The organism is Bacteroides propionicifaciens DSM 19291 = JCM 14649 (genome assembly GCF_000375405.1).
Classification (GTDB): domain Bacteria; phylum Bacteroidota; class Bacteroidia; order Bacteroidales; family Bacteroidaceae; genus Bacteroides_E; species Bacteroides_E propionicifaciens.
Genome location: NZ_AQWS01000005.1, coordinates 62,313 through 76,644, shown reverse-complemented (window position 1 = coordinate 76,644; position 14,332 = coordinate 62,313). Strand labels below are relative to the sequence as shown.

The 14,332-nt window shown below is 36.4% G+C and carries 17 protein-coding genes; 8 read left to right on the top strand and 9 right to left on the bottom strand.

The genetic code is table 11. The features are described from left to right. Nucleotides 1-22: 22 nt before the first annotated feature. The 7 genes from B091_RS0102640 to B091_RS0102610 all read right to left on the bottom strand — a co-directional run bounded on the left by B091_RS0102640 (nucleotide 23) and on the right by B091_RS0102610 (nucleotide 7,104). Nucleotides 23-1,132, bottom strand: a complete 1,110-nt coding sequence (locus B091_RS0102640; RefSeq protein WP_018108459.1) for a cholesterol-responsive sulfotransferase — start codon at nucleotides 1,130-1,132, stop codon at nucleotides 23-25. 9 nt (nucleotides 1,133-1,141) lie between these two features. Beyond that, on the bottom strand, nucleotides 1,142-2,572 hold the full coding sequence (cysN, locus tag B091_RS0102635; RefSeq protein ID WP_018108458.1) for a sulfate adenylyltransferase subunit CysN: 1,431 nt from the start codon (nucleotides 2,570-2,572) through the stop codon (nucleotides 1,142-1,144). An 11-nt stretch (nucleotides 2,573-2,583) separates the two neighbouring features. Continuing rightward, a complete protein-coding gene (gene cysD, locus B091_RS0102630) occupies nucleotides 2,584-3,495 on the bottom strand; it encodes a sulfate adenylyltransferase subunit CysD (protein WP_202898293.1) in 912 nt (303 codons plus the stop codon). 12 nt (nucleotides 3,496-3,507) lie between these two features. After that, the gene (gene cysC, locus B091_RS0102625; protein WP_018108456.1) at nucleotides 3,508-4,122 is read right to left on the bottom strand and encodes an adenylyl-sulfate kinase; all 615 of its coding nucleotides are present in this window, start codon (nucleotides 4,120-4,122) and stop codon (nucleotides 3,508-3,510) included. Nucleotides 4,123-4,136: 14 nt separating this feature from the next. Next, the gene (locus B091_RS0102620) at nucleotides 4,137-5,690 is read right to left on the bottom strand and encodes an SLC13 family permease (protein ID WP_018108455.1); all 1,554 of its coding nucleotides are present in this window, start codon (nucleotides 5,688-5,690) and stop codon (nucleotides 4,137-4,139) included. Nucleotides 5,691-5,703: 13 nt separating this feature from the next. Further along, nucleotides 5,704-6,510, bottom strand: a complete 807-nt coding sequence (gene cysQ, locus B091_RS0102615) for a 3'(2'),5'-bisphosphate nucleotidase CysQ (protein ID WP_018108454.1) — start codon at nucleotides 6,508-6,510, stop codon at nucleotides 5,704-5,706. An 84-nt stretch (nucleotides 6,511-6,594) separates the two neighbouring features. After that, the gene (locus tag B091_RS0102610) at nucleotides 6,595-7,104 is read right to left on the bottom strand and encodes an SPOR domain-containing protein (protein WP_025069400.1); all 510 of its coding nucleotides are present in this window, start codon (nucleotides 7,102-7,104) and stop codon (nucleotides 6,595-6,597) included. A 345-nt stretch (nucleotides 7,105-7,449) separates the two neighbouring features. Between B091_RS0102610 and B091_RS0102605 the strand changes: the two genes are divergently transcribed. The 3 genes from B091_RS0102605 to B091_RS0102595 are packed head-to-tail and all read left to right on the top strand — an operon-like array spanning nucleotide 7,450 to nucleotide 8,318. Next, on the top strand, nucleotides 7,450-7,662 hold the full coding sequence (locus B091_RS0102605) for a YtxH domain-containing protein (protein ID WP_018108452.1): 213 nt from the start codon (nucleotides 7,450-7,452) through the stop codon (nucleotides 7,660-7,662). A gap of 21 nt (nucleotides 7,663-7,683) precedes the next feature. Further along, nucleotides 7,684-8,043: a phage holin family protein gene (locus B091_RS0102600; RefSeq protein WP_018108451.1), complete on the top strand. Its 360-nt coding sequence runs from the start codon at nucleotides 7,684-7,686 to the stop codon at nucleotides 8,041-8,043. After that, the gene (locus B091_RS0102595; RefSeq protein WP_018108450.1) at nucleotides 8,043-8,318 is read left to right on the top strand and encodes a hypothetical protein; all 276 of its coding nucleotides are present in this window, start codon (nucleotides 8,043-8,045) and stop codon (nucleotides 8,316-8,318) included. Before B091_RS0102600 ends, B091_RS0102595 begins: the two co-directional genes overlap by 1 nt. Before the next feature lie 85 nt (nucleotides 8,319-8,403). Here the strand turns inward: B091_RS0102595 and B091_RS0102590 are convergent, their stop codons facing one another. Next, complete coding sequence (locus B091_RS0102590) at nucleotides 8,404-8,691, bottom strand: class II aldolase/adducin family protein (RefSeq protein ID WP_026166294.1); 288 nt, start codon at nucleotides 8,689-8,691, stop codon at nucleotides 8,404-8,406. Between the two features lie 204 nt (nucleotides 8,692-8,895). On the opposite strand from B091_RS0102590, the gene B091_RS12795 reads away from it, so the two are divergent. Then, nucleotides 8,896-9,138 carry a helix-turn-helix domain-containing protein gene (locus B091_RS12795; protein ID WP_018108448.1) on the top strand — a complete coding sequence of 81 codons (243 nt, stop codon included), beginning with the start codon at nucleotides 8,896-8,898 and terminating at the stop codon, nucleotides 9,136-9,138. Nucleotides 9,139-9,281: 143 nt separating this feature from the next. On the opposite strand, the gene kbl is transcribed toward B091_RS12795, so the two are convergent. After that, nucleotides 9,282-10,469 carry a glycine C-acetyltransferase gene (gene kbl, locus B091_RS0102580; RefSeq protein ID WP_018108447.1) on the bottom strand — a complete coding sequence of 396 codons (1,188 nt, stop codon included), beginning with the start codon at nucleotides 10,467-10,469 and terminating at the stop codon, nucleotides 9,282-9,284. Nucleotides 10,470-10,623: 154 nt separating this feature from the next. Here kbl and B091_RS0102575 point away from each other — a divergent pair, with 154 nt between their 5' ends. Genes B091_RS0102575 through B091_RS0102560 form a run of 4 tightly spaced genes read left to right on the top strand, consistent with a single transcriptional unit; the run spans nucleotide 10,624 to nucleotide 14,257 of the window. Then, the gene (locus tag B091_RS0102575) at nucleotides 10,624-11,577 is read left to right on the top strand and encodes an NAD-dependent epimerase/dehydratase family protein (RefSeq protein WP_018108446.1); all 954 of its coding nucleotides are present in this window, start codon (nucleotides 10,624-10,626) and stop codon (nucleotides 11,575-11,577) included. Nucleotides 11,578-11,599: 22 nt separating this feature from the next. Next, complete coding sequence (locus B091_RS0102570) at nucleotides 11,600-12,469, top strand: DUF4348 domain-containing protein (RefSeq protein WP_026166293.1); 870 nt, start codon at nucleotides 11,600-11,602, stop codon at nucleotides 12,467-12,469. 16 nt (nucleotides 12,470-12,485) lie between these two features. After that, nucleotides 12,486-13,496 carry a UDP-N-acetylmuramate dehydrogenase gene (gene murB, locus B091_RS0102565; protein WP_018108444.1) on the top strand — a complete coding sequence of 337 codons (1,011 nt, stop codon included), beginning with the start codon at nucleotides 12,486-12,488 and terminating at the stop codon, nucleotides 13,494-13,496. Next, nucleotides 13,496-14,257, top strand: coding sequence for an MBL fold metallo-hydrolase (locus B091_RS0102560; RefSeq protein ID WP_018108443.1), 762 nt, complete (start codon nucleotides 13,496-13,498; stop codon nucleotides 14,255-14,257). Before murB ends, B091_RS0102560 begins: the two co-directional genes overlap by 1 nt. The last annotated feature ends 75 nt before the right edge of the window (nucleotides 14,258-14,332 follow it).

Below are 14,332 nucleotides of genomic sequence, written 5' to 3'. Positions count from 1 at the left end.
TATTCTTCATAAAAATTTAATATTAGTCTATAGTATATCCCCATTTCTCGAGGGCAAACGACCAATTGTCTTCAACCAACTTAATGGTACGTTCGTCATACTTATATTTATTTTTCTTATATCCTTTCTTTTCCCCTACATAGGCTTGAAAAGCATCCTTTGCTTTATCATATCCACTTAGATTTAGTTTTTCATAAATCTGCTGAGTCATACCCATAGCATCAGCCTCAAAGTCTTCAAACTTAATTTCTAAAAGATTGCCTTCAGGTATTAGGCTTTTTTCTTCTTCGTATTGATGATATAACTTAGCATAAATAGATAGAATATTTTCTTCAATTTCTTCATTAGAAACATCCTGAAGCTTAAGAGGTTTAATCGTATTGGTAAAAAAACTACGAGTTGACTCTAAAACTGTATACGGATTACGCATCAAGTAGATAAACTTCGCATTTGGAAACATTTTAACCAATTCCTTTACTCGCCCTGTATGTGGAGGGTTTTTGCTAAGGAAACGTTTACCTTTTGTATTCCATAAAGAAATATTTATAAGCTTCTTAAATGTTTGCTCAAATACACCAAGCTCTTCACTGGTGATATCATTAAATAGCAAATATTTATCTGCATACTCTTGCTGATACTTAGGCAAAAACCAGAAGTTATAGTAAGTGTAAGGCATCATATTAGCCAAAGCGAACTCCTCTTCCTGAGGCAAATCTACTGCCAACTCCATATTATCAGTAGGACGCTTATCAGGCATGAGAAAACTCATTGTGCTTTTGAAGAAGGGTTGCCCCCACATCATCAAATGTGGAAAAACAGTCTGAAACGTTGTATTGTATCCAAACTGTTTATCTTTAGACAACACATTATGAACGAAAGTTGTTCCACTTCTCCAATGCCCCAAGATAAAAACAGGATCTTCTGTTTTGGGTGCATTAGCTAAGTATTTAGCATACCTGCGGTCTTGAAACCAACCGAGTGGAGATAATATACCACAAATCATTTTGGTGAGGCGATACTTTCCTTTATAGGCTGGATCAACTTCTCGACCACCGGTGATGGCTTTAAATGTTTTCCAATCTGCTCCGACTAAGGTGTTAATTGGAAGTTTGTCAAATTCTAATAATCCCATTCCTACTTTTTAATTTATTACTTTAATTCGAATTCCTTGTCTTTCAAGCTCAGAAACAGCTTTCAAGACAGCATTATGATGTGAGTGATCAATACCTAATCCTGCTAGATTAAGAATTAAAGCATCGTCTTCTAGGTGAATCTGATCTTCTCCAACTTCACCTAAAATCATTCCTACAGCACTTGTATTATTTGTTATAGGATCAATTAGAATGAATGCTCCACAAGACTTATTGTCTTTGTAAGCATCAAAAAACAGTTCTTTAGCAGAGGTAAATACAACACGCCCGATTTCGTTCAGCTCCAAGAAAGAAACTTCAGAATGCTCCATTGTATTTACATCAACACGATATTTAATATTATCAATACGGATTCTGCTCGTATTAGTAGTATGTTTAATGTAGTATTTCTTCGATACATCCATAGCGTCTTCATCCATCCAAACCAACATAGCTTCGAAGTTGCGAGCTACAATAGGTTGAGCGTGGGGATGAACAAGCATGTCGCCACGAGAAATATCAATCTCATCTTCTAGAGTTAGGGTCACACTTTGAGGGGGAAATGCCATATCAAGTTCACCATCGTAAGTTACAATCTGTTTGACACGTGATTTCTTGCCAGAAGGTAACACCATAACTTCATCACCTTTGCGGACTATTCCTGAAGCAACCTTACCCGAGAAACCTCTAAAATTAAGATTCGGGCGAAGTACGTATTGCACAGGATAGCGAAGCTGATCAAAAGCATGGTCTATTTTAGTCGGTACAGTTTCAAGATGCTCTAAAAGAGAGATTCCAGTGTACCAAGACATATACTTCGAAGGCTCTACAACATTATCTCCATTGAGTGCAGATAAAGGGATATACTTAATATTAGGGATATTAAGTGGCTCAACAAAGTTTTTGTAATCAGCAACGATTTCATCAAAACGAGACTTATCGTAATCGACCAAGTCCATTTTATTAACGGCTAATACAACGTTTTCAATACCAAGTAAAGAAGCCAAGAACGTATGTCTACGAGTTTGAGTAATTACACCCTTACGCGCGTCAACAAGAATAATAGCCAACTGAGCTGTAGAACCACCCGTAATCATATTACGCGTATATTGTTCGTGCCCAGGAGTATCAGCGATAATAAACTTTCTGTTGTTCGTGGATAAATAGCGATAAGCAACATCAATCGTGATTCCTTGCTCCCGCTCAGCTTTTAATCCGTCTAATAGAAGAGCATAGTCTATATTTTCACCAGCATTACCAATGCGCTCACTATCTTTTTTTAGCGCGTCTAATTGGTCTTCGTATAGCTTTTTACTATCGAAAAGCAAACGACCGATCAACGTAGATTTTCCATCATCTACTGAACCTGCAGTAAGAAAACGCAATAAGTCTTTTTGCTCGTCTTTATTTAAAAATTCAATTATATCTTTATTTTCTGTCATGTCTATGTTCTTTAGAAGTAACCCTCACGTTTCTTTTGTTCCATACTAGCATCTTGATCGAAATCAATAACACGAGTTGTACGCTCACTCTTAGTTGTTGTCATCATCTCCTCTACTATCTTCTCAATAGTATCGGCTTCACTCTCTATGGCACCCGTAAGTGGCCAACAGCCAAGAGTACGGAAGCGAATATTACGATATTCAACTTTGTCGCGCAATTCTTCTGGAAAACGCTCATCATCTGGCATAACCAGATTACCATCAAGCTCTGCTACAGGTCGCTCTTTAGCAAAGTAAAGCGGAACAATAGGAATTTTTTCTAAACGAATGTATTGCCAAATATCAAGTTCAGTCCAGTTGCTTAAAGGGAAAACACGAATACTTTCACCTTTATGAACACGAGCATTATAGATGTCCCATAACTCAGGTCGCTGATTTTTTGGATCCCATTGATGAAAGCTGTCTCTAAACGAAAAAATACGTTCTTTTGCTCTTGATTTTTCTTCGTCTCTACGAGCACCACCAAAAGCCGCATCAAATTTATACTTATCAAGACCGTCAAGCAATGCTTTTGTTTTCATTAAGTCGGTATGAACCTTACTACCATGAGTAAAAGGACCTACGCCACTTTCAAAAGCCTCAACATTACTCTCTACGATTAGATTCCAGCCGTGATCTTTTGCATACTTATCACGAAAGTCTATCATTTCCTTAAACTTCCACTTGGAGTCTATATGCATAAGCGGAAAAGGAACCTTACCAGGGTAGAAAGCTTTTTCAGCTAAACGAACCATTACGGAAGAATCCTTTCCAATACTGTAAAGCATTACAGGATTATCGAACTCTGCAGCTACTTCACGAATGATGTGAATCGCTTCAGCTTCTAACTCTTTTAAGTGACTTAAGTTATATTCTGACATAATTATATTTTTATTTTATTTTGTGCTAAACTCAATACGGGGTAAGATAAGATTTAACAGCTCATTGACAGACTCCTCTAAACTCAGTTTTGAAGTATCTATTGAAATATCAGCATGAGTTGGAGCTTCAAAAGGAGATGAAATACCAGTAAAGTTCTTAACCTTACCTTCACGTGCCTTTGCATAAAGACCTTTAACATCACGCACTTCGCACACAGCCAAAGGTGTACTTACATAAACCTCAATAAAATCATCTGAACCAATGATTTCTTCAGCTAGGTCTCTAATCTCTGTAGTAGGGCTAATAAAAGCAGCAAGAGTAACAATTCCCATGTCAATAAATAGCTTAGATACCTCTGCTATTCGTCGGACATTTTCTTTCCGATCTTCTTCACTAAAACCTAAATTGCTATTTATACCAGAGCGAATATTATCACCATCAAGTAATTTACAAAGAACTCCACGCTTATGTAATTCGCGTTCAAGAGCAATTGCAATTGTACTTTTACCTGAGCCACTTAGACCTGTTAGCCAGATCATGATGCCTTTTTGGTTTAGTAATTCTTCCTTATCTGCCCTTGCAAGCATTTTATCGAATACTGGATATATATTATTGGATTGACTATTCATTTATGAAATTTTTATTAAAAAGGCCAAATCAAAGGTATCAACAACATTGAAATGATAAAGGTTATAACATTTAAGGGTAAACCTACTCGCAAGAAGTCCGTAAATTTATAATCCCCTATACCTTGTACAATTAAATTGGTCTGATAACCAATGGGTGTTGCAAAACTTGCAGAAGCTGCAACACAAATTACCACAAAAAATGGCATGGGGCTAACACCAAGTTGACTAGAGATTGAAAGAGCCAAAGGAAAAGATAAAGCTGCTGCAGCATTATTGGTAATAACCTCAGTAAAAATATTAGTTATTAAGAAGAGTGCTGCGAGTAAGACGTGAGGACCAAAGTAGTGGCTCAGTTGTATCATCCGACTAGCGATCAAGTCGGAGACTCCAGAGTTAACCATTGCCTTGCTCACAGCAAAAGCGCAAGCAATTGTTATCAATATATCCCACGAAATATATTTAGTATACTTTCGAGGAGAAAACAACCTCGCCCAAGCCATTATCACAGTTGTAACTGACACAAAAAAGAACATATCCAACTGAATATTTGGAAACATTTCTTTAACGACAGGCAACTCTCCTACTGTAGCACCGATGATCATTAAACCTAAGAGAGTGATTGCTAAAATCTTTCTTTTACTTCCAATAGGGCTAACTTCAGTAGGATCCTCCTGCCCATTGGCTAGCATCACAAATACCGATGATTCTCCCCAAGTAGCAACAAATGATTTATCAACAACCAGCACCAAGGTATCTCCTTCTTTCATACGGATATTTAGCAGTTCTTCTGACGAGAAAAAATCTCCCGCTCGCTTTATTTGCTTGACTTCAGCACCGTAATGACGCTCAAAGTTAAAGTCTTTTAGAGTCTTATTAACTCCAGGAAAACGAGGTCCAATAACCGCTTCGACAATATTGATACAGTTTACATTTTCATTGTCAATTAAAGAGTCTCTACGATCAGGAAGTAACCTAGAAGAAAACACAGACAAATATATTAGACCTGCCAATGCAATAAAGATACCGACTTTACCTAACTCAAACATAGTGAATCCTTCATAGCCTGCTGAGGTAATCATACCATGAACTACAAGGTTCGTAGAGGTACCAATTAACGTACACATTCCTCCCAGAATAGTTATATAGGATAAAGGAATTAAAAATTTAGTTGCAGGAAGTTTTACACGTTCGGCCCACTGCTTGATCATGGGAGCAAAAATAACCACCACAGGGGTATTGTTTAAAAAAGCAGAGATAAAGGCAACGCTTGGTAGTATTCGTAAATGACTTTTAAAAATCGTCGTCTTTTTTACAGGCAGTAGTTTCTTTATAATAGAGCTTAGGGCGCCAGATTTTCGGACCCCCTCACTTACAAGAAAAAGTAAAGCAACTGTAATTACTCCTTTATTACTAAACCCTGCTAATATTTCTTCAGGGCTAATTATTCCAGCACAGAGAAAAAAGACGGATACAGAAAAAAGAATCATTCCTGGTCTCATATAATCGAGAACCAAGGTCACAATCATAAAAACCAAAGCAATAAGAACTAAGGCAACTTGTATAATCATGAGGAGATTTTATCTATTTTACTATAAACCAGGGATTCAAAAGATTCTCCTTATTATAGATTAATGGTAAACCATTCTCTACTTGGATTACTCTCTTACCTGCAGCCAAGGCGATTGCATGACCAGCAGCAGTATCCCACTCCATAGTAGGAGCAAAACGAGGATATACATCAGCTACACCTTCTGCCACCCAGCATATTTTTATGGAACTACCAACAGACACAAAGTCAACCTTGTCGTGTTCAGATCTTAGTTGATTGATATAATCCTCTGTTTCTTTAGACAAGTGAGAACGAGAAGCTACTACAATAAAATCATCTTTAGACGCACTTGTTATAGGCAACTTAAGGCTTTTATTAATCAGAACCTCTAGAGAATCTGTAGATGATAAACGAGTAATCTGGCTTAACTTATATGCCCCTAAATCTTCACTTGAAAAATAAAGGATTTGCTTGACTGGTAGATAAACAACACCTAAGATAGGAGTATCTCCTTTAGCCAAAGCAATATTAACGGTAAACTCGCCGTTCTTCTTTATAAACTCTTTTGTACCATCGAGTGGGTCAACCACCCAAAAAAGGTCCCAAGATCTACGCTCATTAAAGGAAGCGATACTACTTTCTTCACTAAGAATAGGAAAGCCAAGCTTTTCAATTTCTTTACAAAGCACAGCATTTGCTGCTCGATCAGCGATTGTCAATGGAGATTGATCAGATTTCTTTTCAACTCCGAAATCAGCCTTAGGATCAGTGTAAATATCCATAATCGTTGAACCTGCTTTTAAAGCTGCATCAATAGCTACAAGTAATAAATCTTTCATTTAAAGCGTTTCAAAATAAGAATTAAAAATAAAGGGGCATACAACCATAAGTTGAAGCCCCTTATTTATATGGTATTTATATCATTAGAATAAACGGTAAAGTAACCAAGCACCTTGGAAATCTTTACGGTTTGGATATTTTGACTTGAAAGAGTCGCGAGCACGGTCAGCAGAACTTCTTTCATCAAATGTGTTTACAATAACACGGTACATGTTCATATCAGAATTGTAAGCAACAATAGCTGAATAACCTTGTCCGTCAAGATATTTCTTTAAATTTTCAGCATTTGATTTAATACCAAAGCTACCAGCAACAACGCTGTATTTTTTCAGACCGTCAACTCCAGAAACTACAGTAACTTTTTCTTGACGAACACCAGCTTCTTTCTTAGGCTGAGTTCTTACAGGTGCTGCAACAACAGGCTCAACTGTCTGAGTTCTAACAGGTGCAACATATTCCACCTCTTCAACAACAGTCAACTCTTGTTCTTTTGCTTGTTCGTAAGCTTTTTTATAAGCACTCTCAGTAGACTTACAAGAAGCAAATCCTAATAACATAAAAACGCTTAAACTATACACAAATAGCTTTTTCATAATTGTATTTTAAAATATTAATATTCAGCACTATGAATGGCTAAATTTCACAATAGTAGCCAACACCTCAATAATACATAGCAAATTAATAGAATTTTATTGTGGTATCAAAAAAATAGTCAACAAAAAAAGTAAATAGCAACATCTTTTTAGTTCATCAATAAGTATCACCATTAGCTAATTACCCATAATACTACATATGCATATCTAAAAAACAACTATTAAAAACCTTTTTAGACACTAAGACAAGAAACTTAATTTTTCAATCAATTAATGGCAACATAACCAAAACATTTTCATTCATTGCAATGTTTTAAAATAGCAATAACTTAAATACATTTAATTATGAGAACTTTAGGAATAATTGGTGCCTTTATTGGTGGTGCCGTAATTGGTGGAGCTTTAGGAATTTTATTTGCTCCTGAAGAAGGTGAAAAAACTCGTGAAAAAATCGCAGATGCTTTACGTCAAAGAGGAATCAATCTTAATAAAAGAGAGATGAAAGACCTTGTAAACGAAATCGCTTCTGAAATTAAAGGTGGAGTTGACGAGTTGTAATCAACTTAATTAATTTAAAGTATGTCTTTTAGAGAAAACAGTATTAATAACTTCAAGCAATTGTTTAGTGAGATCAAGAAATACCTTGACTTACAAAAAGAGTTTGCCAAAGCCGAGGTGACCGAAAAGCTATCTGCACTAGTCTCTGTACTGGTTTTAGGTGGAATTATTCTTGTATTTGGTGGAATAGCTCTGCTATACATTTCATTTGGCGTAGCATATATGCTTGCCGATTATGTAGGTGGCATGGGTTATAGTCTTGTGATCATGGCTGCCATATTACTTTTCATTTTACTAATTGTATATCTTAGCCGTAAGAAATTAATTTTCAACCCTGTAATTAACTTCTTAGCCAACTTATTTTTAAACGATTCAAAATAATGAATAGAATAAAAGAAAAATTAGAACGCAACGAACAAGTAACTATGGCTGACCTAAGAGAACATAAGAAAGCTGTACTAAACCAACTGCGTCTTCAACAAGAGGCAGTTAAAACTAGTGCAGAAAATATCATCTCACCCATAGCCAATACAGGTAGCTCACTGATCAGCTCATTCAATTGGGGCATGGCTGCTTTTGATACAATATTTATCGGCTTCAGGGCAGTTAAACGTATTTTAGGCTTATTTGCTCGAAAAAGTAGAAGGAGATATTGATATTTCCCTGTTTTCTTTCACACAAAAAAGCGCTCGCAATATCTATTGCGAGCGCTTTTTTGTAATTGAAGTCACACCTGTAAGATTAACACTGAATATTAAATGGTTCAATTAAATCTTTAAGCTGCTGATCTGATAGGCCTTCTGGAGTATAACCACACTGTCTAGCAAAAGCGTATATTTGAGCTGACTTTGAGAGTGTATCAATTAGATCAAAAGTTGCAGCTAGGTTATCACCTACAGCAAACACACCGTGTTTTTCCCAAATAAGAATATCATGCTTTTCTAAAAGAGGCAGAGTTAAATTAGCTATATCTACCGTTCCAGGAATCTCGTAAGGAACCAAGTTAGCAAGTCCAATATTATCAAACAAAGACAACTACTCTATCAGTCATTCTTTGAAAATAATAAAACAGAAACCGAGAAAAAATTAGTTGAGGTAAATTCTAGCAGTACAGAAAAAGAAGATCAAACTGTAATTACACCTCAAGATGAACAGTTTATCAAGGACGTAAAAAGAATTATTGAAGACAATATTGACAGAAGCGATTTCGTTGTCGAAGATCTTGCTAGTGAAATGCTAATGAGTAGAACTGTATTTTTTAAAAAACTTAAGAGTTTAACTGGACTAGCACCAGTTCAATTTATTCGAGAAGTCAAAATCAGATATGCAGCTCAACTCATTATTAGCCATGACTACACTATAAAGGAAATATCCTATATCGTAGGGATAGCTGATCCTAAATATTTCACTCGATGGTTTAAATCCATCATAGGTGTAACCCCAAGTCAGTACCGAGAACAGAACAAGGTATCTTAAACCCTCAAAAAGCTTTTAGAACCGAGTTTAAGAATACAAGAATATAAATATAAAAAGCAAGAGAGAATCTATTAGATTCTCTCTTGCTTTTAGGGGTAAAATGCTGAGCATTTATTATATCACTTTATTCAGTTTTAAGCACCTTACTTAATAGTTCCTAGCTTCTTACCAACTTTAATAAACGCATTAATACATTTGTCTAGCTGTTCACGGTTATGACCAGCCGAAAGTTGAACGCGAATACGAGCTTCATCCTTAGGAACAACAGGGTAATAAAATCCTGTTACATAGATACCCTCTTCAAGCATTTGCGCTGCAAACTCTTGAGAAAGCTTAGCATCGTAGAGCATCACCGCACAAATAGCACTTTGAGTTGGTTTTATATCGAAACCAGCAGAAATCATTTTATCGTAGAAGTAGGCTACATTCTCAGCTAGTTTATCGTGAATGCTATGATCCTCTTTGAGCATTTCAAACACCTCTAAGCTTGCACCAATAATACTTGGAGCTAGTGAGTTAGAGAATAGATAAGGACGGCTACGTTGACGGAGCATATCAATAATCTCTTTACGTCCTGTAGTGAATCCACCCATAGCACCACCAAATGCTTTACCAAGGGTTCCAGTGTAGATATCGACACGGTCGTAAGTACCAAACAACTCACTCACTCCATGACCAGTCGCTCCAACAACTCCAGCAGAGTGAGATTCGTCAACCATCACTAAGGCATTATACTTATCGGCTAAATCACAAAGTTTGTCCATTGGCGCAACATTGCCATCCATCGAAAACACACCATCAGTAACAATAATACGAAAACGCTGAGCTTGAGATTCTTTTAAGCATCTTTCCAAGTCGTTCATATCAGCATTCTTATATCTATATCTTTTAGCCTTACACAAACGTACACCATCAATAATAGAAGCGTGGTTTAAAGCGTCAGAAATAATAGCATCTTCATCAGTAAATAAAGGGTCAAAAACACCTCCATTAGCATCAAAACAAGAAGCATAAAGAATAGTATCTTCTGTCTTAAAATAGTCAGAAATAGCTGCTTCAAGTTCTTTATGAATATCTTGAGTTCCACAAATAAAACGCACAGAAGACATGCCATAACCACGCTCATCTAAGGTTTTCTTAGCTGCATCAATTAATCTTGGGTGATTAGAAAGCCCAAGGTAATTATTTGCACAGAAGTTAAGCACTTGCTCACCTTTAACCTTAATGCTGGCTTGCTGTGGACTGACAATTAATCTTTCGTCTTTATAAAGACCAGCCTCTTTAATATCAGCAAGCTCTTTACAAAGATGTTCTTTCATTTTTCCGTACATAAAAGTATATTTTAGAGTTATATTCCTATCGCTATACAAAGGACACGAATTTTAATTAAATAAACAATTCCGATTCATATTAAATATAAGAAAAAAACGCTTACTTTGTGAATACAATTGATTATATATTTACTGTCACATATCAAAGATTTCAATGAAGAACATACTTGTTATTGGCTCAACTGGTCAAATTGGATCAGAACTAACATTAGAGTTAAGAAAGCGTTATGGCAATGACCATGTTGTTGCAGGGTATATCACAGGTTCAGAACCTCAAGGGGAATTAAAAAATTCTGGACCGTCAGAGATTGCTGATGTAAGTAATATTGCCCAGCTTGAAGCGATAGTAAAAAAATATAATATTGATACCATTTATAATTTAGCTGCCCTACTCTCTGTAGTAGCTGAATCTAAACCACGATTAGCTTGGACCATCGGTATTGATGGATTATGGAATATTTTAGAATTAGCACGTCAATACAACTGTGCTGTTTTTACTCCAAGCTCTATCGGTTCCTTTGGCGGTGGAACCCCACTTGTAAATACTCCACAAGATACCATTCAACGTCCACGAACGATGTATGGTGTATCAAAAGTTACTACAGAACTACTTAGTGATTATTATCATATAAAATACGGTCTGGACACACGCGCAGTTCGTTTTCCTGGTATTATTTCTAACGTTACCCCTCCAGGAGGTGGTACAACAGATTATGCTGTAGATATCTACTATTCAGCAGTAAAGGGAGAGAAATTCATTTGTCCTATTGGTGAAGGCACTCTTATGGATATGATGTATATGCCCGATGCCATTCGTGCAGCTATCGACTTAATGGAAGCAGACCCAATCAAGCTAATTCACAGAAATGCCTTCAACGTTACAGCTATGAGTTTCGCACCCGAAAACATTTATGCCGAAATCAAAAAGCATATACCTAGCTTTGAGATGGAATATAATGTTGATTCACTCAAACAATCAATAGCCAATAGCTGGCCCGATAGTATGGATGATACCTGTGCTCGTGAAGAATGGGGATGGAAACCTAGCTATGATCTTTCTTCGATGACTATAGATATGTTAGAAAAACTCTCTTCTCGTTTAAAGTGATAGATAAAATGTTTATTTTGTTATGATGATATTTAAAAAGATTCAGCCTTTTATTATTTGGTGCGGTGTATTTATGTTTATAGCATGTGGTGGACCTAAAAAGCAGACACAAGAGAATGTCTATGCCCACGACGAACTATATACAGAAGAATTTACTCTTAAAGATTCTACAGGAGGAGATTTTTCAGGACAACCCTATCCTATGGCTGTAGATGAATCTTTTGATGACTTCGTCTTTGCTTATGCTGCAAATAAAGATTTTCAAGTACAAAGAACAACATTCCCTTTAAGAGTATACGAAGCTAATGGAGACTCTTCAGTCATTTCGAAATTACACTGGAAGCCTGATAGCCTCTTTACCGATCGCTATTTTTACACTATCTTATTTGATCAAGAAAATGATATGGAGCTGATCAGTAATCCTGATATAACTGAGGCTAAAGTTGAATGGATATATCTCAACGCAAATAACACTAAATCCTATAACTTTGAAAGAATTGATAAGGTTTGGATGCTAAAGTCTATATCTAAAGGGTATTTGGAAAAATACAACAACGAAGAATTTGTAAAGTTCTATAATCGTTTTGCAACAGATAGTCTGTTTCAGATTTCTAGAATTACTGTTCCGCTGGAATATATAACAATCGACCCTGAAGACGATTTTGAAATTCTTGAAACTGTTATTGACGCTAACAGTTGGACAAGCTTAAAACCCGTATTACCAACTAATAAACTGGTGAACATTAACTACGGACAAGAATATAACTCCAAATCAAAAACAAAAGTACTTGCTGTTAAAGGTATAGGGAACGGTTTTTCAAACGTTTTCTTCTTTAAATTAAACTCGAAAGGCTTTTGGGAACTTTATAAGTTTGAGGATGTTGGGGTATAAAACATTTTAGTTATTTATGATTGACATTAAATACAATTACTCTCTTCGCTCGCACAACACTTTTGGAATTGATGTGCGAGCGAAAAAGTTTATAGAATATGGCACAACCAAAGAACTTGTGCAGTTAATTAAAGAAGGAGAAATAGAATCTCCTTTTTTGCATATTGGTTCGGGTAGTAATTTACTATTTATTCGTGATTTTGAAGGGACGATCCTTCATTCTAAAATCGATAGTATAGAGATAACTCATCAAGACTCTGAATCTGTTTATCTACGTGTTGGATCAGGCATAGATTGGGATAAGTTTGTAGCCTATACAGTTGATCAAAATTGGTATGGACTCGAAAATCTCTCTCTTATTCCTGGTGAAGTTGGGGCAAGTGCAGTACAAAATATTGGTGCCTACGGTGTAGAAGTCAAAGACTTCATCCAGAAAGTTGAAACAGTCGATTTAAGTGGAGACCAACGTATTTTTGCTAAAGATGAATGTAATTATGCCTATAGATACAGTATATTCAAGGAGCCCGAAAATAAGAATAAGGTTGTAACCCATGTACATTATAAGCTCAGCAAAATAGAGGAGCTAAATTTGGGTTACGGAAGCATCCAAGCTGCATTAGCTCGTTATGGTGAGATCTCACTCAAGAATGTACGCAAAGCGATTATACAAATAAGAGAAGAAAAACTACCAGACCCTAGGATTATAGGTAATGCTGGTAGCTTCTTTATGAACCCAATTGTAGATAGAGCACATTTTGAACAAATAAAAGAACGCTATCCTAATATGCCGTTTTACGAACTATCGACTGATCAGGTCAAAATTCCTGCAGGCTGGATGATAGACGTTTGTGGTTGGAAAGGAAAATCACTGGGTAATGCAGGAGTACATAAAAATCAAGCTCTAGTATTAGTTAACCGTGGAGAAGCAACAGGCCAAGAAATCATTAACCTAGCTCACGCCATTCAAAAATCTGTATTTGATGAATTTAAAATCAACATTCATCCCGAGGTAAATTTCATTAAGTAATGACAAATATCCGAATTTTAGGCACTGGCACTTCAACTGGAGTGCCAACAATAGGATGCACATGTCCAGTATGCCAATCAACCGACCCTAGAGATTCACGTCTAAGAACTTCGGTACTCTACCAAGAAGACAACACCAGAATATTATTGGATTGTGGCCCAGACTTTCGTCAACAGGTTCTTCCTTTACGCTTTGAACCCCTTCAAGCAGTTCTTTTAACACATGAGCATTTTGACCATGTGGCTGGCATAGATGACTTACGCTCATTTAGTTATCGAAAAGAATTGCCTATTTATACCAATGAGTTAACTGCTATACATTTAGAACAACGAATGCCCTATTGCTTTGTTGATAAATCGTATCCTGGAATCCCTAAGTTGTCTCTAAAGGAGGTTGAAGCCCATAAAACTTTTAGCGTAGGTTCTGTAGCAATCACACCAATTTCTGTTATGCACGGTGATTTACCCATTTTTGGCTATCGCCTCAATAAAATGGCCTATATCACCGATATGCTTTATATGCCTGAAGACTCATTCGATGAGCTTCAAGGTCTTGAAGTACTTATCATAAATGCCTTACGCATTAAACCCCATAGCACACACGAGTCATTATCAGAAGCAATCCAGGTGGCTCAACGCATTGGAGCTAATCAAACTTATCTTGTGCATATGAGCCATGATATAGGGCTTCATGCTCAGGTTGAGAAACAATTACCCAAAGGAATATTCATAGGCTACGACGGTCAAACTATTGAATATTAAGCAGAATAGTTGAGCCCTACATCCTTTTTTCGAATAGATATGCTTATCTTGTTTTGACTAAATTTAAGCGAAATA

Excerpts from the sequence above, each read along its gene's own strand:
- B091_RS0102640 (WP_018108459.1), bottom strand. The coding sequence starts at position 1,132 with ATGGGATTATTAGAATTTGACAAACTTCCAATTAACACCTTAGTCGGA.
- cysN (WP_018108458.1), bottom strand. The coding sequence starts at position 2,572 with ATGACAGAAAATAAAGATATAATTGAATTTTTAAATAAAGACGAGCAA.
- cysC (WP_018108456.1), bottom strand. The coding sequence starts at position 4,122 with ATGAATAGTCAATCCAATAATATATATCCAGTATTCGATAAAATGCTT.
- B091_RS0102620 (WP_018108455.1), bottom strand. The coding sequence starts at position 5,690 with ATGATTATACAAGTTGCCTTAGTTCTTATTGCTTTGGTTTTTATGATT.
- cysQ (WP_018108454.1), bottom strand. The coding sequence starts at position 6,510 with ATGAAAGATTTATTACTTGTAGCTATTGATGCAGCTTTAAAAGCAGGT.
- B091_RS0102610 (WP_025069400.1), bottom strand. The coding sequence starts at position 7,104 with ATGAAAAAGCTATTTGTGTATAGTTTAAGCGTTTTTATGTTATTAGGA.
- B091_RS0102605 (WP_018108452.1), top strand. The coding sequence starts at position 7,450 with ATGAGAACTTTAGGAATAATTGGTGCCTTTATTGGTGGTGCCGTAATT.
- B091_RS0102600 (WP_018108451.1), top strand. The coding sequence starts at position 7,684 with ATGTCTTTTAGAGAAAACAGTATTAATAACTTCAAGCAATTGTTTAGT.
- B091_RS0102595 (WP_018108450.1), top strand. The coding sequence starts at position 8,043 with ATGAATAGAATAAAAGAAAAATTAGAACGCAACGAACAAGTAACTATG.
- B091_RS12795 (WP_018108448.1), top strand. The coding sequence starts at position 8,896 with ATGCTAATGAGTAGAACTGTATTTTTTAAAAAACTTAAGAGTTTAACT.
- kbl (WP_018108447.1), bottom strand. The coding sequence starts at position 10,469 with ATGTACGGAAAAATGAAAGAACATCTTTGTAAAGAGCTTGCTGATATT.
- B091_RS0102575 (WP_018108446.1), top strand. The coding sequence starts at position 10,624 with ATGAAGAACATACTTGTTATTGGCTCAACTGGTCAAATTGGATCAGAA.
- B091_RS0102570 (WP_026166293.1), top strand. The coding sequence starts at position 11,600 with ATGATGATATTTAAAAAGATTCAGCCTTTTATTATTTGGTGCGGTGTA.
- murB (WP_018108444.1), top strand. The coding sequence starts at position 12,486 with ATGATTGACATTAAATACAATTACTCTCTTCGCTCGCACAACACTTTT.
- B091_RS0102560 (WP_018108443.1), top strand. The coding sequence starts at position 13,496 with ATGACAAATATCCGAATTTTAGGCACTGGCACTTCAACTGGAGTGCCA.